Here is a 19,693-nt window from a genome sequence, read left to right on the forward strand (position 1 = left end):
TTGTTTATCCTTCCTTATACACTCATTTTTTATATACATTAAAGGTTTTATGGTCGTCTGATTGATTGAATTTCATGCGGTGCAGACTGCAAAGCAGGTCCATGATCTCTTCCGGCGCCTGCCGGGTATTGAATGTTGCCGTGCATTTTAACCTGCCCAGGGCCTGGTCTTTCAGGTTGATCTTTATGCCGTAGGCATATTCCAGTTTACTGCAAATCTGCTGCAGGCTTTCCTTTTCAAATACCAGGTTCACATACACCGGGGCCGGTGTATAATCGATCAGGGCCCGCTCCTGCTTTTTATCGTAAGTGATCTGCTGCCCTTTTACCAGCGTGCCGAACACCTGTTTTGTATTGCCAACAGCGACCTTTCCTGTTGCAACCGTAATTTTAACTACCGGGGATGCCGCGCGGGCCTGGATGCGGAAGGATGTACCCAGTACCCTGGTTTCCAGATCGTGTACAGTTTTTACGGTAAAGGGCCGGGATGCATCGTGTGCAATATCAAAGAAAGCATCACCTTCATTCAGTTCAACAACACGCTTTCTGCCCGAAAATTTTACCGGGTAAGTTAAGCAGGAAGAAGGGCCCAGGTTGATTTTGGAACCATCTGCCAGTACAATATTTTTCTTTTGCGAAGCGCTGGTGCGCACAGCAGCGAGCGCGGGACCGGCAGTCTGCTTTCCGCCTTCCGGCCAGAGCAGTACAGCTGCAGCGGCAACCAGCAGCAATACGGCGGCAGCTTTTGCTACTTTGTACCATTGTTTCAGGCGAACCAGCCTTGCCGCTTGCGTTTGCTGCATTTCCCGCTGGAGCTCCTGAAAAATTGCTGCCCCTATGGCCGCTTTTTTATCTGCCCCGATAGGAAACTCCCTGTATTCCTGGCTGGCATACCAGGTTTCCACATGCTGCCGTTCGGCTGCTGTGGCTTCCCCTGCTGCGTATTTTTCCAGCAGCGCTTTTGCCTTTTCTTCTTTTGTCATCCTATACAAGTCAGTTCAAAAGAGGATTGGTACCGGCAAAAAAGGTTAAGCTTGTGTTAAGTTTAGGTAAACAACAAAATGAGGATTAAAAACGGGAGGTACGACAATCTTTCCTTCAGCATTTTTAATGCAGCGGAGATCTGATTTTTAACGGTCTGACCCGAAAGGCCCAGTTCTGTGGAGATTTCCCGGATGGTTTTTTCCTGCATGCGGCTCATCCTGAAAATCTGCCGCATCTTTTCGGGCAGGTCCTGCAGGGCTTCATCAATCTCTTTACTCAGATCTTTGAGCATCAGCTTGTTTTCCGCAGACAGTTCCACTTGTCCTTCAGCTAAAAAAAACAGGTCTTCCTGGTATTTGTCTTTTACTATGGCCGACTTAAAATAATTGATCACCTTGTATTTTACTGCCGCCAGCAGGTAACTGCGCAGGCTTCCGCTGATGGCCAGGCGCTGCCGGTTTTCCCAGAGGGAAATAAAGATCTCCTGGGTAGTGTCCTGCGCCACATCCTCGTCGCGCACACGCCTGCAGGCACTGTCAAAAACATCGGCCCAGTGGTCTTTATAAATCTGCTCCATGGCCCGGGCCTCTCCCTTTTTTAAGGAAGTGAGCAGATCGGTACATAAAGGTGCAGCAGTTGTTTTGACAGGCATTTTTTACAAAAGTACCACTGCAATATTCAGCCTGTATTAAGAAATGTTTAAGGATGTAAAAGCCTTGAGACAAATGCAGAATGATTTGTTTTTGTTAAAAAAAGATTAAGTTTGCAATATGAAGTATCTGGCTTTCATACTCACTATCTACGTAATGGCCCTTGCCATGTGGCCTTGCTGTGGTAATGAAAGCAATCTTTCTTCAGAGCATGAAGACCTTTGTTACAGTGCTCCTTCTGAAAAGCATAGCGATAATCAGGAAAATCCGCATGCCTGCTCTCCCTTTTTCCATTCCAGTACATACCATGCTTTTGTAGCGGCACCAGCTGTGAACAGGGCACCGGCACTGGTTACTGCGGAAAGAAAAAGTAATTTCCCTGAACATCACGTACAGCCCGTAATTCTTTTCCCGGGCGATATCTGGCAGCCGCCGCAGTTGGTATAAGCTAATCTATATCCTGAGCCTGCGCTCAGTTTCTTTATTATTTACCATTGCGGCCGAATAGCAAATGCTGCTACACGACGCTTTACAACTAACTTATTATGTTCAACAGGATTATTTTATTCTCCATAAAGAATAAATTAGCAATTGGTATAATGACCCTGGCTTTAGTGATCTGGGGGATTTATTCCTTAACACGGTTACCCATTGATGCGGTACCCGACATTACCAATAACCAGGTACAGGTCATTTCCCAGGCCCCCAGCTTAGGCGCCCAGGAAGTGGAGCAGTTCATCACCGCTCCTATTGAACTGGCCATGGCCAACATCCCCAATGTAATTGAAAAACGTTCCATATCCCGCTCGGGTATATCGGTGATTACCATTGTTTTTGAAGATGATGCCGATATTTACTGGGCCCGGCAGCAGGTAGAAATGCAGCTGAAAGAAGCCGAGGGCAAGATACCGGACGGACTGGTATCGCCTTCGCTGGCGCCCATTACCACCGGACTGGGCGAGATTTACCAGTATGTGCTGCATACCAAAAAGGGCTATGAAGGCAAATACTCGGCAACCGACCTGCGGACTTTGCAGGATTGGGTGGTACGGACGCAGCTGGCGGGCACCAAAGGTGTGGCCGAAGTGAGCGGATGGGGCGGCTTTGTAAAGCAATATGAAATTGCGCTCGACAATGAGAAGCTCAATGCCAGCAATGTGACCATCTCGCAGATCTATGCAGCATTGAAAAACAACAATGAAAATACCGGCGGCTCTTACATTGAGCAGCAAAGCAATGCCTATACCATCCGTGGGATCGGGCAGGTGAAGTCGCTCGATGATATTGAAAAAATAGTGGTCAAAAATTCGGGAGGTGTACCTGTACTGATCAGGGACATTGGTACCGTGCAGTTCGGCAGTGCAACCCGTTATGGGGCGGTAACCCGCAATGGTACCGGCGAGGTTGTGGCCGGGATTACCCTGATGCTGAAGGGCGAAAACTTTAACCAGGTGATCAAAAATGTAAAGGAAAGGATTGCACAGATACAGAAATCGCTGCCCGAAGGTGTGGTTATAGAGCCTTATATTGACCGTACAGAACTGGTTGGGCGTTCTATCAGTACCGTACAGAAAAACCTGATTGAAGGTGCCCTGATTGTGATATTTGTGTTGCTGCTGTTATTGGGCAACTGGCGCGCCGGACTGATCGTGGCTTCGGTAATTCCGTTGTCCATGCTCTTCGCCTTTGCCATGATGCGGCTGTTTGGTGTCTCCGGAAACCTGATGAGCCTGGGGGCCATAGACTTTGGACTCATTGTAGATGGGGCCGTCATCATTGTGGAAGCCATTATTTTCAGGCTTACCGAAAGCAAACTGTTTAAAGGGGTCCCTAAACTAAACCAGGAGCAAATGGACCAGGAAGTGTTTACGGCTTCCTCCAAAATCAGGGCAAGTGCCACTTTTGGCGAGATCATCATCCTGATTGTATACCTGCCCCTGCTTTCGCTGGTGGGTATTGAAGGAAAGATGTTTAAGCCTATGGCCGAAACCGTAGTGTTTGCCATTGTTGGGGCATTCATCTTATCGCTTACCTATGTACCGATGGTCAGTGCGCTGTTCCTGAGCAAAAAGACAGCACACAAGCGGAATATATCCGATAAGATCATGGATTTCTTTAAACGCGTTTATACGCCCATGCTGGAAAAAGCACTGCGCATGAAAAAAGTGGTGGTGGCCATTGCCCTGGCATGCTTTGCATTTACGCTGTGGCTGTTCAGCAATATGGGTGGTGAGTTCTTGCCCCAGCTGGAAGAGGGCGACCTGGCAGTAGAAATTGCCATGTCGCAAGGCACCTCGCTTAGCCAGGTGGTAGAAACTTTTGGCAGGGCCGAAAAGATCCTGAAAGATAAATTCCCGGAAATCAAACAGATCGTTACCCGGATCGGAAGTGCAGAAATACCTACAGACCCGATGCCTGTAGAGCGGGGCGACATGATGGTGGCCATGCTGCCTAAAGAAGAATGGACATCGGCAAAGACCAAGGAAGAAATGTCGGAAAAGATGGAGGAAGCACTGTCTGTTTTACCTGGTGTAAATGTAGAGATAACACAACCTATGCAAATGCGTTTCAACGAGTTGATGACCGGTGTACGACAGGATGTTGCCGTTAAAATTTATGGGGAGGACCTGGATGTGCTGGCACAGCAGGCCAAAAAAGTATCGCAGCTGATTGCCCCTGTACAAGGGGTTAGCGAGCCTTTTGTAGAGCAGGTTACCGGCTTGCCGCAGGTAATTGTGACCTACGACAGGGACAAAATTGCGCAGTATGGATTAACGATAAGCGACATCAACAGCATTTTAAGTACTGCCTTTGCCGGCAATGTGGCAGGTGTGGTATTTGAAGGCGAAAAGCGTTTTGATATGGTGGTACGCCTGCAGCGCGACCTGCGCGAAAACATCTCCAGCATAGAGAACCTCTATGTTCCCCTGCCCTCTGGCAATAAAGTGCCCTTAAACCAGGTGGCCAGAGTAGAACTGAAAGAGGCGCCCGCCCAGATCTCGCGGGAAGATGGGAAAAGAAGGATCTACGTAGGATTTAATGTAAAAGGTAGAGACGTGGAACGTACCGTTGCTGAAATACAGCAGGTTCTGGATGCGAAACTGAAACTTCCTTCGGGATATTACATCACTTATGGCGGTCAGTTCCAGAATCTTAAAGAAGCCAAAAGCAGACTATCAGTTGCAGTACCTGTGGCTATGCTACTGATTTTAGGGCTTTTATATTTTACATTCAGGTCTTTCACCCAGACCATTCTCATTTTTACTGCCGTTCCCCTATCGGCCATCGGCGGTGTACTGGCCCTGCTGCTACGGGGCATGCCTTTCAGTATTTCGGCTGGTGTGGGCTTTATTGCACTCTTTGGTGTGGCCGTATTGAACGGGATCGTGCTCATCTCCTATTTTAACCAGCTGAAGGAAGAAGGCATTACTGATGTATACAAAAGGGTGATGCAGGGCACAGCAGTAAGGTTAAGGCCGGTGATCATGACAGCCGCTGTTGCTTCCCTGGGCTTCCTGCCTATGGCCCTTTCGGGAGGCGCAGGCGCTGAGGTGCAAAAGCCGCTGGCAACGGTAGTGATCGGCGGACTGCTCTCGGCCACACTGCTGACACTATTTGTGCTGCCTTGTCTTTACATCCTGGTGAGCGATCGTAAAAAAACAAAAAATACACCCATGAAACCTTTAGCAGTAATTGTTATTTTATTGGCTGGACTGGGATTGGCCCCTGCAAAAGCACAGGAGCTGCCCTTATCGGCCGACAGTGCTGTGGCGATGGCCTTAAAGCACAACCTGCAGGTAAAATCCAGCGGATTGGCTGTCAGCCAGTCTAAAGCCATGCAAAAGTCGGCCTTCGACCCTGGCAAAACGGCTTTTACCATTTCCCAGGACCCTACCGGCGGCGGCAGTAACGACAACTCCGTTTCTGTTTCGCAGAGCTTCGCCTGGCCAGGCTTCTATAAAAATCAGAAAAAGGTGCTGACGAGTGAAACAGGGCTGATGGAAAGGAATGCCGGTTACACCCGTGCGGAAGTGAGCCGGGACACACGCCTGGCCTATTACCAGCTGCTGTACAGCATCAATACCTTAAAAGTACTGGAACTGCAGGACAGCATTTACCGCAATTTCATCCGCAAATCGGAGCTGCGCTATAAAGTTGGCGAAACCTCTAACCTGGAACTGATCACCGCAAGGAACAAATACCAGGAAGTACAGGCCTTAAAAAAGGCTGCCGAAACCAATCTGGCCAGTCAGCAGCTCCAGCTGCAGCAATTGCTGAACCTTAAAGCCCCTGTTGTTCCTCTAGAAAAAACACTGCCCGTACTGCCGCTAAATGAGGGTGCAGCGACCGGTAGCAACCCGCTTACTGCCGTTTACGAGCAGCAGGTTGAAGTAGCCAAAGCCAGGATAGACCTGGAACGCTCCCGTGCCATGCCAGACCTGACCTTGGGTTATGCCCAGCAGTTTGTGATCAAATCTTTTGACCCGGCAAACATCGGTCGTACCTATACGCCCGGTACCCGCATAGCGGGCATTCAGCTGGGGATAGCGGTACCTTTGTTTAACGGCGCCGGAAGGGCCAGGGTAAACAATGAAAAGATCGCAGCCCAGATTGCCGAGACAGATTATGAACGCGTCAGGAACCAATTGACCATGCAGTACCAGCAGGAATTGCAAAACTATGCACAGCACAAGGCCATGGCCGATTATTTTACCTCGGGCGGCTTAAAACAGGCCGACGAACAGATCCGCATTGCGCAGGTATCTTACGACCTGGGCGAAATTGGTTATATTGAATTCATTCAGAACATGTCGCTCGCCGTACAGAGCAAACTCAATTACCTGCAGACGGTTAATCTGCTGAACCAATCCGTTATTCAATTACATTTTTTAAAAGGGAACTAATTCAATGAACACACTAGCATATATCAAAAGAAACCTGACCGGGCTTATCTGCGCGACATTTATCCTGGGCAGCATCAGCTCCTGCGGTGATGCAGGAAAATCAAACAGCGAAAAGGAAGAAGCGCATGAACACGGCGGAGGCCACGAACATGGGGAACACGAGGAAAGCATGGAACTTAGCCAGGAGCAGCTGGATGCTGTGGGCATAGTTATAGGCAATATAGAACAGAAAAACCTGACTGCCGTAGTGAAAGCCAGCGGACAGCTGGCCGTACCTCCGCAGAATGCCGCCCAGATCAATGTACTGACCGGGGGCATCATCAGGAAGATCAATGTCATAGAAGGACAAAAAGTGAAAAAGGGACAGGTACTGGTGACCATAGAAAACCAGGACCTGATCAGGCTGCAGCAGGACTATCTGAGTGCAAAAGGCGGTTTCAGCTTTATCGAGGCCGAATACCACCGCCAGCAGCAGCTCAAAGCCGCCAATGCCGGCACAGGTAAAGCCCAGCAGCAGGCCGAGGCCAATTACAATGCAGAAAGGGCCAGGATAAAAGCCCTGGAACGCCAGCTGCAGCAGTATGGGATTTCCCCTGGCCGCATCAGCAGCGGGAACATCACTTCACAGGTGCCGGTAAGCTCTCCCATTAACGGAACAATAGGAAAGATAATTGCCGAAACGGGTTCCTATGCACAACCCGGGGTATCGATTATGGACATTGTAGACAATTCGAAGATCCATGCCGATCTGATCGTATTTGAAAAAGACCTCTCGAAAATTAAGGTAGGCCAGCGTGTGGAATTCCAGCTGACCAACCAGAAAAACCAGCAGATTGAAGGCGAGATCTACGGCATCAATAAATCCTTTGAAAACGACAGTAAGGGCGTTGTGGTGCATGCGGTAATCAAAAAACCGGGGGCCAACCTCATCCCGGGAATGTATGTTACCGGCCTGATTGCTGTGGGTACGGCCATGAGTACTGCTGTGCCTGTTGATGCTGTGGTACGTTCGGAAGGCAAGGAATTTATTTTTGTTGTGGATACCGACGCCGAAGCGGCACATGCCAAAGAGCATGAGGCGGAAGCTAAAGCCGAAACCGAAGCTGAGCATAATCAAAAACACAAGGAAGAAGACAAAAAAGAAGAAAAATCGGTACACTTTAAAAAGGTAGAGGTTAAAACCGGTGTTGCCGAACTGGGCTATGTCCAGATCAGTCTGCTGCAAAAATTACCTGCCGATGTGAAGGTGGTAACCAAAGGGGCCTTTTATTTGCAGTCTAAAGCTTCAGGCCCTGCCGAACACAGCCACTAAAAGAACACGATGAACGACATAAAAACAGATGAACTTATTTAATTTAGTATAATGAAGGCATCCAACATAGATAAAGACTGCTGCAGCACTGAAAAAGTTAGTGCTGCAGCAGCTCAAACAGACCAGCACCAGGGGCATCGTCATGGCCGGAACGGAGAGGAACTGCATAGCGACGACGATGGCCATAACCATGGTGCGGAAGAAAGCGGCAGCTGGTTAAGTCACTGGCCCCTACTTACCGCCCTGGCCATTGTTGTAGTGATGATGGTATTGGAATATGGCTTTGACACTACCTTTAACACCAGCATACAGCTCCTGATTTTTGTACCTGCCTATTTGCTTGCCGGGTATAATGTGCTGGAAATGGCTTTCCGAAAGGCATTGCGGCTGGACTTCTTTAACGAGTTCTTTTTAATGAGCGTGGCCACCATAGGCGCTTTTGCCATTGGCTCCTTTAGTGAAGGTGTGGCCGTAATGGTTTTCTATTCTATCGGGGAATGGTTCCAGGATTCCGCAGTGAACAATGCGAAAAGGAGCATTAAGGCCTTGCTCGACATCCGGCCGGATACCGTTGATGTGATCAGGGCAGGAAAAATACAAACCGTTGCTCCGGCAGCGGTTGGAATCGGCGAGACCATACAGATCAAGCCCGGCGAAAAAGTTGCGCTGGACGGCGAGTTGTTATCAGACAGAGCTACTTTTAATACGGCAGCCCTGACCGGCGAAAGCAAACCGGACAATAAATCGAAAGGAGAAACCGTGCTTGCAGGCATGATTAACCTGAACCAGGTTTCGGAAGTACGGGTACGGGCAGCCTTTAAGGACAGTAAGCTGAGCAAGATACTGGAAATGGTGCAGGACGCCACGGCCCGGAAATCACAAACCCAGCTGTTCATTTCGCGCTTTGCCAAAGTGTACACCCCTATTGTTTTTCTGCTGGCGGTACTGCTGGTGGCTTTGCCCTATTTTTTTGTAGCCGACTATGTTTTTAAAGACTGGCTGTACCGCGGGCTGGTTTTCCTGGTGATCAGCTGCCCCTGTGCCCTGGTGGTATCAATCCCACTTGGCTATTTTGGTGGTATAGGCCTGGCTTCCAAAAACGGTATCCTGTTTAAAGGATCCAACTTTTTAGATGTGATGACGAAGGTAAATGCCGTTGTGATGGACAAGACCGGTACATTGACCAAGGGTGTTTTTGAAGTGCAGAAGGTAGTGGGCAATAATTTTGAGGAGAAAGAACTGGTTTTACTGGCCGCAGCCATAGAAAGTAAATCTACCCATCCCATAGCCCTGGCCATCGTGCGTTATGCCGGTGATGTGCTGAATGGGCTTAAGATTGAAAATGTAGAAGAGGTATCGGGGCATGGCCTCAAAGGGATCATCAATGGGAAAACGGTTTTGGCCGGCAATACCAAATTGCTGCAAAAACACGGGATTACCTACGATAGCGCGATTGACAATGAGGCCGATACTATTGTGGCTCTGGCCGTTGAAGGCAGCTATGCGGGGTACATCACCATTGCCGATGAAATAAAGGAAGATGCGAAACAGGCCATTGCAGATATGCATGGCCTGAACATCCTTACCGTAATGCTGAGCGGCGACAAACAAAGCGTGGTAGATAAGGTAGCCGGTTTGCTGGGCATAGACCAGGCTTTTGGCAACCTGCTGCCGGAAGATAAGGTGAGCCGCACAGCCGCACTTAAAAAGGAAGGGAAACACATTGCCTTTGTTGGCGATGGGGTAAACGATGCACCTGTTGTGGCCCTTGCCGATGCAGGGATTGCCATGGGCGGTTTAGGTAGCGATGCCACCATAGAAACGGCAGATATTGTGATCCAGAACGACCAGCCTTCAAAGATTGTGACGGCCATAAAAATCGGGAAGCTGACCAGGAATATCGTGTGGCAGAACATCATCCTTGCCATGGGTGTAAAGATCATTGTACTGATTCTGGGTGCAGGCGGTGTAGCCACTTTATGGGAAGCGGTAATTGCAGATGTGGGTGTGGCCCTGCTGGCCATTTTAAATGCGGTACGCATCCAGCAGATGAAATTATAGCAGGCCAATTGAATTGATTAGAGTGCTAATAACATTTATAAAAATGCGGGAATTTATTCCGCAATTGCATAGGCAATCGTTTTGCCTGGTTATAGCATACTCTAAATTCAATGAAAATCAAATCCATTCTTGCACTGAGCCTGCTGCTGATTAGCGGGGCCCTGTTTTCCTTTGTTCATCAATCCTGGTCTTCCAAATTCCTGACACTGAATAAAGATGGCAGCATTACCTATCATCCGGATGAAAAAGGGAACATTATCCCCGATTTCAGCCTGGTGGGTTATCATCATGGCTTAAAGCCGGTCCCTGAAGTGAAGGTCATTAAAACTGTTGGGCCGCAGAGTGGCGATGCGGGGAAGACCTTGCAATCGGCCATTGACGAAGTATCTGCCCTGCCCCTCGGTGCCGATGGCTTCAGGGGTGCCATCCTGATAAAAAAGGGAGACTATAAGATAGCCGGCACGCTGAACATTAAGGCTGATGGCATTGTTTTAAGAGGTGAAGGGAACGAAGCCGGTGGTACAAAACTGATTGCTGCAGGCAAAGGCCAGCGCCCGCTGATTAAAATTGCCGGTAAGGGAAAAATAACGGAGTCTGGCAGCCGGGTTAAAATTACAGATACCTATGTGCCTGCGGGGGCAAAATCGTTTGAGGTAAAATCTGCAAAGGGTTTTAAAGTGGGCGACAGGATCATGGTATTCAGGCCAGGTACGGAAAACTGGATACACGACCTGCAGATGGACAGAATTGTGGAAAGAGATGGGACAAAACAATGGAAGGCGGCAGAATATAACCTGAATTTTGAGCGGGAAATTACCGCCATTGAAGGCAATAAGATCAGTATCGACAATCCGATAGTAATGGCTATGGAAAGCCGGTATGGTGGCGGAGAAATCTTTAAATACGAATTTCAAGGCAGGTTAAAGGAAGTTGGGGTTGAAAACATATCGTTTGAATCAGAATATGCCAGTGACAGGGATGAAGACCATGGCTGGACTGCTGTAGAGTTTGACCAGATAGAGAATGGCTGGGCAAGAAACCTGACATCCCGCTTTTTCGGCTATGCCTGTGTAAGCTTAAACGGCGCTGCCAAGAACATCACAGTAATGGATGCCAAATGCCTGGATGCCAAATCGGTAATTACCGGCAGCAGAAGGTATTCTTTTAGCAACAACGGACAGCAGAACCTGTTCATGAACCTGGAAACGACGGAAGGAAGGCACGATTATGTTACGGGTGCAAGAACCTGCGGGCCCAATGTTTTTTACAACTGCAAATCGAGAAATACCCATGCAGATATTGGTCCGCACCACCGCTGGTCGGCCGGTACCCTGTACGACAATATTGATACCGATGGGGAAATCAATGTGCAGGACAGGGGCAACTGGGGCAGCGGCCACGGCTGGGCCGGGGTTACGCAGGTGGTATGGAACTGCAAGGTAAAAGGGGCCGCCATTCAAAGTCCATGGGTATCGGGTAAAAACTATGCCGTAGGCGTACAGGGACAGAAGCTGAAAGGGCGTTTGGAAGGTAAACCGGATGGAGAATGGGATGGTATAAACCAAAATGACCTTCAGCCGGCTTCTTTGTATAAGGCGCAGCTGAAGGCCAGGACTGTCAGGTAACTACTTTAACAATACCTCGTCTACCATACCGAATGCTTTTGCTTCGGTTGCGGTCATCCAGTAATCCCTGCTGGCCGCCTCATTGATGCGTTCATAGGGCTGGCCGCTATGGCTGGCGATGATCTGATAGAGTTCCTTCTGTATCTGGAGCACCTGTTTAACAGAGATCTCCATGTCCATCGCTGTTCCCTGCGTTCCTCCTGAAGTCTGATGGATCATGACCCGGGAATGTTTCAGGGCCGAACGTTTGCCAGGCGCACCTGCACACAGCAGTACAGACCCCATAGACAAAGCAATGCCGGTACAAATGGTAGCTACATCGGGTGCGATGAACTGCATGGTATCGTAAATGCCCAGTCCTGCATAAACCGATCCGCCCGGAGAGTTGACATAAAGCTGTATGTCCTTCTCCGCATCTGCGGATTGCAGGAAGAGCAGCTGTGCCTGGATGACATTGGCGTTTCTTTCATCTACGGCCTCGCCCAGAAAAATAATACGGTCCATCATCAAACGGGAGAATACATCCATCTGGGCAACATTGAGCTGCCTTTCTTCGGTAATGTAAGGGGTCATGGCTACAGGCCCGGCCATAGCCGATGTACGGCTGATGTATTTATCGACATACAGGCTGTTGATGCGGTGGTGCTTTACCGCATAGTTGCGAAATTCGTTGGTGTTCATATGAAAATTTTTAAGATTTATAAGGCATGGCTATGCTCCTGCCCTGGTTTGGGGCATACGACATGGCGCTGAATGATTTAAATTTTATTTATTGAAAAAGCGCAGGACCTTTTGCCGGAAAGAAAGGTGCTCAGCAGCAGTAAAAAGCATTTGGTGTACCTGGCTGATCTCCTGTTTAAGTTGTTCCCTGCCATAAGTATTCACCAGGCGGTAGGTTTTTTGCTGCCAATGGATACTTTCCTGAAGTCCGGGCTGCAGGACCAGGCGTGCCTGCATTAAGGTTTTTTCTTCTCCCGAAGGATCAGCTAAAAGAAAATCTTCGATCAGCTGCAGTTCATTCAAAGATGTCTTCATAGCTTATTGATTTTTCTTTAACGGTTTCCTTTACTTTTTCCAGGCATTTGAACTTCTGGGCGGTGGCAGATCTGGGTCCGGAAAAGCCAAACCTTTCGGCGAGCTGTTCCATACTGAGTTTTTCGTAATAAAAAGCACTGAGCAGCTGCATGCATTTCTGACCTGCTGTTTGCAGGAGCCGGAAGAGCCGTGATGAAGATACTTCAGGATCGGCCGCATCCACCAGACCGGCATGCTCGTCAAAATCAGCCTGCAGTTCATCAATAGACAGCTGTCTGGCGCTTTCCCTGTAGCGCCTGTTCCAAAGGTGCCTGGCTATGCCAAACAGATAGGCTTTATCGCTATGCTTTAAGCACAGTTCCTGTCCTGCGGATTTCTCGTAATAAATGATCAGGGCATCCTGAAAAATGTCCCGGGCTTCCTCCAGTGAGCCGCCCATTTTGCTTACATAGGCAGCGACTAAAGGAAATGCCTTTTTATACAATTCCCTGAGCCAGGCTTCGCGGTCTTTGCAGCTGCTTGCGGTATTTCGTTTTGCATCCATGATTACTATGTTTAATAGTAGGTGTGCATTTTTAACCAAATATCACCAAAAAAAGGCAATTATTTTTGTGTCGCTTTTAAAATGAAGTCGACAATGGCCTGAGGGTTGGGCAAACTGTGCGGATGGTGTTTTCCTTCCGGCTTGTGGATAATGCTGATGTTGCCTCCTGCCTGCTTTATTTTTTCGGCAAAGGGCAGCGTATTTTCAGCCATAGGCACTACTTCATCCAGATCACCGCAAACATGCAGCATCGGGTAGCCGCCTTTAACAATTGCGCTGATCTTATCGATAGGGCTGCCGGCGAAGGCCACTGCCTGTGCTTCATTTTCATAGCCATAGTCTTTTAAAAATGTGGCCCATTCTTTTTTGCTGCCCGGCCCTTTGCCTTTCCCTCCGGGCCAGCTTTTTAAATCGAGTACCGGGTTATCGGCATAAATGCAGGCTACCTTTTTGGGGTTGGCAGCTGCCCAGTTGTAAATGTATACCCCACCCCGGCTCATTCCCTCCAGAACGGCCTTTTTAGCAAACCCCAGTTGCTGCAGGCTGGCGTAAAAACTGTTCCAGATGCCAATGGCTTCCGCATTACCAAACAACTCTGCCACGTCACAGTACACCACATGGTACCCCCTTTCGAGCAGGGCGATATCCGTTTGCGGTTCATGCCCCCAGAACCTGGCCCGCCAGATCCAGGGCCTGCCTGCCGCTTCCCTTTTAGGTACTACGATTTTAGCGTTACGTCCCTTAAACTTAAACTGAAAGCAGTTGTAGCCATAAAAGGAGCTTTTTTCTGCCGGCAGGTTGAGCTTGGGAATACTGCCAGCAACTCCAGTGGGTTTTGTTTGCTGTGCCATCAATTCATACAGGCGTTTGGCAATGAAGCTATCTCCTGCTGCATTGGGATGAATTTTATCGGCCAGCAGGGCTTCCTTATCCGCAAACACGGAATGCAGGTCGATCACCTCCAGGTTTTCCTCATAGGCCAGCTTTTGTATAGAAGGGATAATGGAGTCTTTGAGATAAGTTCCGGAGATACCGAATTTTTCATCAGAAAAGGCCTTAATGGGCAATAACAAAATGATCCTGGGCCTGCTTTGCAATTTGGCCAGTGTGCTGACCATATCGCGGTAATCGTTGAGGTAATCGCCCATCATGGGCCGGTTGATGAGTTTACTGTCGTTAGTGCCCAGCTTAATGAAATACACATTTGCAGCTGCTTTAAGTGCCTGTTCATATTCCGGTGTTTTCCAGTACGGTTTATTGCCTTTTTTGAGCATTGTAGCGCCACTAACGCCAAAATTGAGCACTTCATATCCAGGACCGAGCAAGGTTTGCAATTGAGCGGGATAAGATTCTTTTGCCCTGTCTTTTAAACCCGAACCAAAGGTAATGCTGTTGCCAATGCAGGCAATGCGGATTTTGGATTGGGCAAAGCTGGTGTTTGTGGTAAAACACAGGCAGCAGATGATAAAATATTTGATGTATTTCATTTTAATTTATTTAATAAAAAAATGACCGTTCTCTTCAACGGTTGCATAATTTCAGTTTTTTCTATTGAAAAAACTAAAAAGACGCTAGGCCGTTTCTGAGAAGGTCGATTTTTTTTAACTAAATTACTGCAAAAAAACCGGGTGTAAGCAAGTTGCCAGCCGCATCCATCTCACCGATTCATCTGCCATATTGTTTATAGCTTTCTGCCCGTCAACTATCTAACTGCTCCGTTTCGCTCTCCTGTTTAATCTTAATATTTATTTTCTCTCCAAACTCACAATCTAATCTTCTAGTCTGGCCTCGAAATCCAATCTTCTTGTCCAACCTCACTATTTAATCTTCCCCTTTAACCGCCCTGCTTCAGCAAAAAATCACCTTCTCAGAGAAGGCCTGGGCGCTTTTTGCTCCCCCTTCAGAGAGCCTAAAAGATGCCAGACTTCGAAGAGAACTTTAACCTTCCCTTTAACCGCCCTGCTTCAGCAAAAAATTACCTTCTCAGAGAAGGCCTGGGCGCTTTTTGCTCCCCCTTCAGGGAGCCTAAAAGATGCCAGACTTCGAAGAGAACGGTTATTTTTTGCCAAAACAGGGCGACATTTATTTTTTCATTCTTAATTCCAGTTGTGCCTCAAACAACGATTTTGGCAAGACCTCTTTACCCTGCAGCTCATTTATTCCTGCATTTTCAAAAGTCACCGGCTTATTGGAGCGGAAGCCCACCAGAATAGGTTCGGCAATGGTGTAATTCCTTCTCCGGCTCATGTCCCAGAAATTGTAATGCTGCTCCTTATCCGATTTATGGTAAAAATTCCAGAGCACCAGGTATTTCCCATGGTGCGGATGCCCGCCAAGGGGGCCGCCGAGGTTATAGAAAACACCACCATCAATATTGTCGTACAGCGTTGCATTGGGCTGTCCGGAATGGATGTCGAAGTTCTGGTCTGTACCCAGCGAACAATTGGTAACCACAGTACCCACCGCAGCATAGCCTGTTCCTGCACCATGATGCTGTGCACCGTTAAATGTGCAATTCCTGATCAGTACCCCATAACCTGTACGGGCATGAACAGAGGCATGGCCTTTTTTGCCCCTGAAATGGGTATTTTCTACGGTTACCTTGTATCCGGAGCGGATGAAAACACCCTCGTTCCAGTCGTGAAACTCGCAGTTTCGCACCCAGCTGTTCTTTACATATTCCATCCCCACAGCTTCATAAGCATAATCATGGATGGCATTTTTATGGTGGATGAATTCCTCAGGGTAACTTTTCCAGTTGCTGCTGAACAGGATATCCTCGATGCCGCATTCCTCCAGGGCATGATACGCTTCGATGTTCCAGCTGGCAGATTTTACCATCCTGATGTCGTAATGCAAAGGATTTTTAAAGCTGACCTTATTGCCCTCAATACCACTAATGGTGTGAATTTCATAGATCTGCATCCCTCCGTTATCGCCAAACAGCCTGGTCCACTCCGGTTTAAGTGGCAGCTTTCCAAAATACAGGTGCGTATATTCCTCACTGCGGTGCCGGATCACAATGTCCTGCCCTACTTTAAGTTTGGATGCATCTTTTACCACCACAGCAAAAGTTTCCCTTCCTGCATCCTGAACAATGGTGGTTAACTTATCGGCAGTACTGTCATCAGGCTTAAAAAGAAACTGGCGACCGTTGATGCGCATATTGGCCTGGTAAATTTCTGTAACAGGTTTAGCCCCATCCGTACCGCTGCCGCTGCCTTTTAAAACAATGCCGCTTTTAGCAATCCTGATCTGCTTTTTGGCATCTTCATCGCCTGCAATCAGGTATTTTCCGGGAGAGAAAAATACCACACCGCCACCGGGGTTGGCTTCTGCAGCATCAACGGCTTTCTGGATGGCGGCATCATCAAACTGCTCATCGTTGGGCCTGGCACCGTAATCATCCACCCTAAAAACCTTTTTCCCGCTTACAGCAGGAATGGCCGTTTCGGAAAAGTTATACCCTGCATAGGAAAAATCAGGCAACACCGGTGTATTTCCTGTTTTTTTGGCCTTTACAAAATCCTCCCACAAGGGCGCCACTTGCTGAGCCTGTGCAGCTACCGAAAACAACAAACAGCAGGCAAAAACCGGCCTAATTATACTTCTCATTTCAATTCAATAAATGATAAAAACTCCATCCTATCCCCCCAGCTAACAGAAAAACTACTTTCTCTAACACTCCATCCTATTCCCCCCAGCCTGGAAGAAAAATTACCTTCTCTCGCTCCATCCTATTCCCCCAGCCTGGAAGAAAAATTACCTTCTCAGAGGAGACCTAGGAAAATTTTGTCCTTCTTCAGGACAAAGGTTTCCAGACTCCGAAGAGAACGGTTATTTTTCAGTCTAAAGCTCCACTTTTCATTTCCTTCTTCGGCGCAGTATCAGCCTGGTGGGCAACGGTGCCTTCAAACTCTACCTTAATCACGCTCGCTATAGCATCAGGTGCTTTTGCCGGTAAAATAACAGAGAGATCCTCGCCATTTAACGCAGTCTTAAGCTTTGCTTTTGTAGCCAGTAAAGTAGCAGAAAGCACCTTATTTTTCACACCAGGAACAACCAGCTTGCCATCTGCCGGCCAGTTGAACACAGAGAAATACAGTGTTGTGCCTTTGGCAGTTTCCTTGCGGGTGCAGCGCCCCCAGCTTAATGGGGCAAGTGGGCTGGATTTCGTGGCGTAAATCGCCTCGCTGTTCACTTTCATCCAGTCGCCAATCACTTTCAGCCGGTCTATACTTTCCTGAGGAAAAGTGCCGTCGGGTTTAGGCCCTACATTTAGCAGGTAGTTCCCGCCTTTTGAGGCAATGTCGCAGAGGTTGCGGATCAGGGTTTCTGCCGATTTCCATTTTTGGTCTGAAGTCCGGAAACCCCAGGTGCCATTCATGGTCATGCAGGTTTCCCAATCCATCCCGTCCAGCTCGGCCTGACTAGGGATCTTCTGTTCCGGTGTTTTGGTATCGCCCGGGAAATTGGGGCGTTTTAAACGGTCGTTGGTAATGATGTGCGGTTGTGTTTTCAAAGCAGCCTGCAATTTGAGTGCAGCCTGATCTGTCATATTGGTTGGGGTATCCCACCAAAGCACGGCGATATCACCGTAATTTGTCATCAGTTCTTTAACCTGCGGTACCGATACTTCATCGATATACTGATCGAAGGTCCTGGTCATTTGTGCCGGGTCCCAGTGGCCATTGTTTGCAGCTGTATAGGCATCTACCTTTGCAGAATCTGGGTTTAACCAGCCCTCACGCATCACTTTCCTTGCAGCAGAGCCTCCCGGGTTGTTCCAGTCCTGCGCTTGTGAATAATAAAAACCCAGTTTGATACCGTATTTTTTACAGGCCGCAGCCAAAGGTTTCAGCAGGTCCTTACCATAGGCAGTGGCATCGGTAACATCCCATTTGCTGGCTTTAGAATTGAATAAAGCAAAGCCATCGTGGTGTTTTGCTGTAATGATGAGGTATTTCATACCGGCATCTTTTGCCATTTTTACCCATGCATCCGGATCGTATTTTACGGGGTTAAAGCTTTTGGCCATTTCCTGGTATTCGGCAACGGGGATTTTAGAGCGGTTCATGATCCATTCTGCCCCCCCGCGAAGCTGCTCGTGACCTTTATAAACCCCGGCAAACTGGGCATAGATGCCCCAGTGGATGAACATACCAAATTTGGCTTCACGCCACCAGGCCATGCGTTCGTCTTTGCTCAGCGTTTTCTGACTGTGAGCAGATTGTGCGATCAGGAAAAAGGCAGTTAGGGCTACAAGTATTTTTCGTTTATACATGATGTTAGGTTATAATTTGGTTTCCATACTGAATACTAAAATAAAGAATAACAATGTGCCAATATTCAGCGCAATTGGCTCATCAGTAAACAATAAACGCTATCTTTTTAGCGCTTTATACCTCAATAACGCCTCCAGGTAATAATAATCTGCGTAAGACAAAGGCACATTAACCTCGCTGTTGGAAGGTTTTGAGCCCGTACTTTCCAGCAGGATAAAACCTTTGTTCTGGCCTGCCGGCGAAATGTATTTGGTGCTCAGGCTGTACAGCATTTTATCGGCTTTCTGCAAATAAAGCTTTTTGTTTGCACTGTAACCACTCAGTTCATATAAACCAGAAGCAATCACTGCCGCTGCAGAAGCGTCGCGCGGTTCTTTGGGAATTTCCGGTGCATTGAAATCCCAGTAAGGTACCAGGTCGGCCGGCATATTGGGGTGGTTAAGGACAAAGCCTGCAACACCTTCGGCCTGTTTCAGATAAGCAGGGTCTTTGGTATAACGGTAACACATGGTATAACCGTACAGGGCCCATGCCTGTCCCCTTGCCCAGGCCGATTCATGGCTATAGCCCTGGTGGGTGTTTTTCTTCAGCACCGCACCTGTGTTTGGATCATAGTCGATCACATGGTAAGAGCTGTAGTCGGGCCGGAAATGGTTTTTGATGGTGGTATTGGCATGGCTTACGGCAATCTTGTAAAAAGAAGAATCGCCGGTTAACCTTGTGGCTTCAAAAAGGAGTTCCAGGTTCATCATGTTGTCAATGATCACCGGGTTTACCCATTTATCACGACTGTGGTCCCAGGAAAGGATTACGCCTGTTTTAGGGTTAAAGCGGGTAGCCAGGGTTTTGGCCGACTGGACAATGACATCCTTATAATGCTGATCTTTGGTTAAACGGTAGCCTGTACCTACACTGCAATACACCTTAAAGCCCATGTCGTGGGTCTTTCCGTTGAATTGCTCCTGCTCTATATCTGCGGTAAAGGCTTTTGCCTGCGCCATCCAGTTTTGTTTACCGCTATATTCGTAAAGGAACCAGAGTTCGCCAGAGAAGAAGCCACTGGTCCAGTCGCGCGAGGCAACGAGTTTCAGGTTTCCGTCTTCTAAAGTCCGCGGGGCTACAAGGTCCGCTTTGGCCCCTGCGGCTTTAACTTTCTGAATTTCTTTCAGCATCACCTGGGTTTGCTGGCCGGCATGTTGAAAGGCTTTTTTTACATCTACTTTCTGGGCAAAGCTTGTTCCTGCAAAAAGCAGGGCGGTACATATGATTGATAATGATTTCATCTGTTTATTGT

General features: G+C 48.2%; 14 protein-coding genes. 5 read left to right on the forward strand and 9 right to left on the reverse strand.

Annotation, left to right across the window (positions count from 1 at the left end):
* Positions 1-22: 22 nt before the first annotated feature.
* Positions 23-982, reverse strand: a complete 960-nt coding sequence (locus ABIE26_RS09510) for a FecR family protein (RefSeq protein WP_310137429.1) — start codon at positions 980-982, stop codon at positions 23-25.
* A gap of 62 nt (positions 983-1,044) precedes the next feature.
* The gene (locus ABIE26_RS09515) at positions 1,045-1,635 is read right to left on the reverse strand and encodes an RNA polymerase sigma-70 factor (RefSeq protein ID WP_310137427.1); all 591 of its coding nucleotides are present in this window, start codon (positions 1,633-1,635) and stop codon (positions 1,045-1,047) included.
* A gap of 118 nt (positions 1,636-1,753) precedes the next feature.
* Here ABIE26_RS09515 and ABIE26_RS09520 point away from each other — a divergent pair, with 118 nt between their 5' ends.
* The 5 genes from ABIE26_RS09520 (at position 1,754) to ABIE26_RS09540 (ending at position 11,535) form a co-directional block, all read left to right on the forward strand.
* Complete coding sequence (locus ABIE26_RS09520; RefSeq protein WP_310137424.1) at positions 1,754-2,080, forward strand: hypothetical protein; 327 nt, start codon at positions 1,754-1,756, stop codon at positions 2,078-2,080.
* 98 nt (positions 2,081-2,178) lie between these two features.
* Positions 2,179-6,537, forward strand: a complete 4,359-nt coding sequence (locus ABIE26_RS09525; protein ID WP_310137421.1) for a CusA/CzcA family heavy metal efflux RND transporter — start codon at positions 2,179-2,181, stop codon at positions 6,535-6,537.
* A 4-nt stretch (positions 6,538-6,541) separates the two neighbouring features.
* Positions 6,542-7,849 (forward strand): efflux RND transporter periplasmic adaptor subunit, encoded by a 1,308-nt coding sequence (locus ABIE26_RS09530; protein ID WP_310137419.1) that lies wholly within the window; start codon positions 6,542-6,544, stop codon positions 7,847-7,849.
* Positions 7,850-7,900: 51 nt separating this feature from the next.
* Positions 7,901-9,910: a heavy metal translocating P-type ATPase gene (locus ABIE26_RS09535; RefSeq protein WP_310137416.1), complete on the forward strand. Its 2,010-nt coding sequence runs from the start codon at positions 7,901-7,903 to the stop codon at positions 9,908-9,910.
* Between the two features lie 110 nt (positions 9,911-10,020).
* Positions 10,021-11,535, forward strand: coding sequence for a hypothetical protein (locus ABIE26_RS09540; protein ID WP_310137414.1), 1,515 nt, complete (start codon positions 10,021-10,023; stop codon positions 11,533-11,535).
* Here the strand turns inward: ABIE26_RS09540 and ABIE26_RS09545 are convergent, their stop codons facing one another.
* From ABIE26_RS09545 to ABIE26_RS09575, 7 genes are all read right to left on the reverse strand, one after another.
* Entirely contained in the window at positions 11,536-12,216 is a 681-nt protein-coding gene (locus ABIE26_RS09545) for an ATP-dependent Clp protease proteolytic subunit (protein WP_310137412.1), read from the reverse strand.
* Positions 12,217-12,300: 84 nt separating this feature from the next.
* Positions 12,301-12,570, reverse strand: coding sequence for a hypothetical protein (locus ABIE26_RS09550; protein WP_310137410.1), 270 nt, complete (start codon positions 12,568-12,570; stop codon positions 12,301-12,303).
* On the reverse strand, positions 12,551-13,114 hold the full coding sequence (locus tag ABIE26_RS09555; RefSeq protein WP_310137408.1) for an RNA polymerase sigma factor: 564 nt from the start codon (positions 13,112-13,114) through the stop codon (positions 12,551-12,553). Before ABIE26_RS09555 ends, ABIE26_RS09550 begins: the two co-directional genes overlap by 20 nt.
* A gap of 59 nt (positions 13,115-13,173) precedes the next feature.
* Positions 13,174-14,601 (reverse strand): GDSL-type esterase/lipase family protein, encoded by a 1,428-nt coding sequence (locus ABIE26_RS09560; RefSeq protein ID WP_310137405.1) that lies wholly within the window; start codon positions 14,599-14,601, stop codon positions 13,174-13,176.
* Between the two features lie 595 nt (positions 14,602-15,196).
* Positions 15,197-16,729, reverse strand: coding sequence for a DUF4955 domain-containing protein (locus ABIE26_RS09565; protein ID WP_310137403.1), 1,533 nt, complete (start codon positions 16,727-16,729; stop codon positions 15,197-15,199).
* Positions 16,730-16,958: 229 nt separating this feature from the next.
* Positions 16,959-18,398, reverse strand: coding sequence for an alpha-L-fucosidase (locus tag ABIE26_RS09570; RefSeq protein WP_310137400.1), 1,440 nt, complete (start codon positions 18,396-18,398; stop codon positions 16,959-16,961).
* Between the two features lie 99 nt (positions 18,399-18,497).
* Positions 18,498-19,682 (reverse strand): glycoside hydrolase family 88 protein, encoded by a 1,185-nt coding sequence (locus tag ABIE26_RS09575; protein ID WP_310137399.1) that lies wholly within the window; start codon positions 19,680-19,682, stop codon positions 18,498-18,500.
* Between the last annotated feature and the right edge of the window lie 11 nt (positions 19,683-19,693).

Source organism: Pedobacter africanus (assembly GCF_040548825.1).
GTDB classification, from domain to species: Bacteria; Bacteroidota; Bacteroidia; order Sphingobacteriales; family Sphingobacteriaceae; genus Pedobacter; species Pedobacter africanus_A.

What these genes read in the sequence shown, in the direction of transcription:
- ABIE26_RS09540 (WP_310137414.1), top strand. Translation starts at nt 10,021, where the DNA reads ATGAAAATCAAATCCATTCTTGCACTGAGCCTGCTGCTGATTAGCGGG.
- ABIE26_RS09545 (WP_310137412.1), bottom strand. Translation starts at nt 12,216, where the DNA reads ATGAACACCAACGAATTTCGCAACTATGCGGTAAAGCACCACCGCATC.
- ABIE26_RS09510 (WP_310137429.1), bottom strand. Translation starts at nt 982, where the DNA reads ATGACAAAAGAAGAAAAGGCAAAAGCGCTGCTGGAAAAATACGCAGCA.
- ABIE26_RS09570 (WP_310137400.1), bottom strand. Translation starts at nt 18,398, where the DNA reads ATGTATAAACGAAAAATACTTGTAGCCCTAACTGCCTTTTTCCTGATC.
- ABIE26_RS09530 (WP_310137419.1), top strand. Translation starts at nt 6,542, where the DNA reads ATGAACACACTAGCATATATCAAAAGAAACCTGACCGGGCTTATCTGC.
- ABIE26_RS09575 (WP_310137399.1), bottom strand. Translation starts at nt 19,682, where the DNA reads ATGAAATCATTATCAATCATATGTACCGCCCTGCTTTTTGCAGGAACA.
- ABIE26_RS09535 (WP_310137416.1), top strand. Translation starts at nt 7,901, where the DNA reads ATGAAGGCATCCAACATAGATAAAGACTGCTGCAGCACTGAAAAAGTT.
- ABIE26_RS09560 (WP_310137405.1), bottom strand. Translation starts at nt 14,601, where the DNA reads ATGAAATACATCAAATATTTTATCATCTGCTGCCTGTGTTTTACCACA.
- ABIE26_RS09525 (WP_310137421.1), top strand. Translation starts at nt 2,179, where the DNA reads ATGTTCAACAGGATTATTTTATTCTCCATAAAGAATAAATTAGCAATT.
- ABIE26_RS09565 (WP_310137403.1), bottom strand. Translation starts at nt 16,729, where the DNA reads ATGAGAAGTATAATTAGGCCGGTTTTTGCCTGCTGTTTGTTGTTTTCG.
- ABIE26_RS09515 (WP_310137427.1), bottom strand. Translation starts at nt 1,635, where the DNA reads ATGCCTGTCAAAACAACTGCTGCACCTTTATGTACCGATCTGCTCACT.
- ABIE26_RS09555 (WP_310137408.1), bottom strand. Translation starts at nt 13,114, where the DNA reads ATGGATGCAAAACGAAATACCGCAAGCAGCTGCAAAGACCGCGAAGCC.
- ABIE26_RS09550 (WP_310137410.1), bottom strand. Translation starts at nt 12,570, where the DNA reads ATGAAGACATCTTTGAATGAACTGCAGCTGATCGAAGATTTTCTTTTA.
- ABIE26_RS09520 (WP_310137424.1), top strand. Translation starts at nt 1,754, where the DNA reads ATGAAGTATCTGGCTTTCATACTCACTATCTACGTAATGGCCCTTGCC.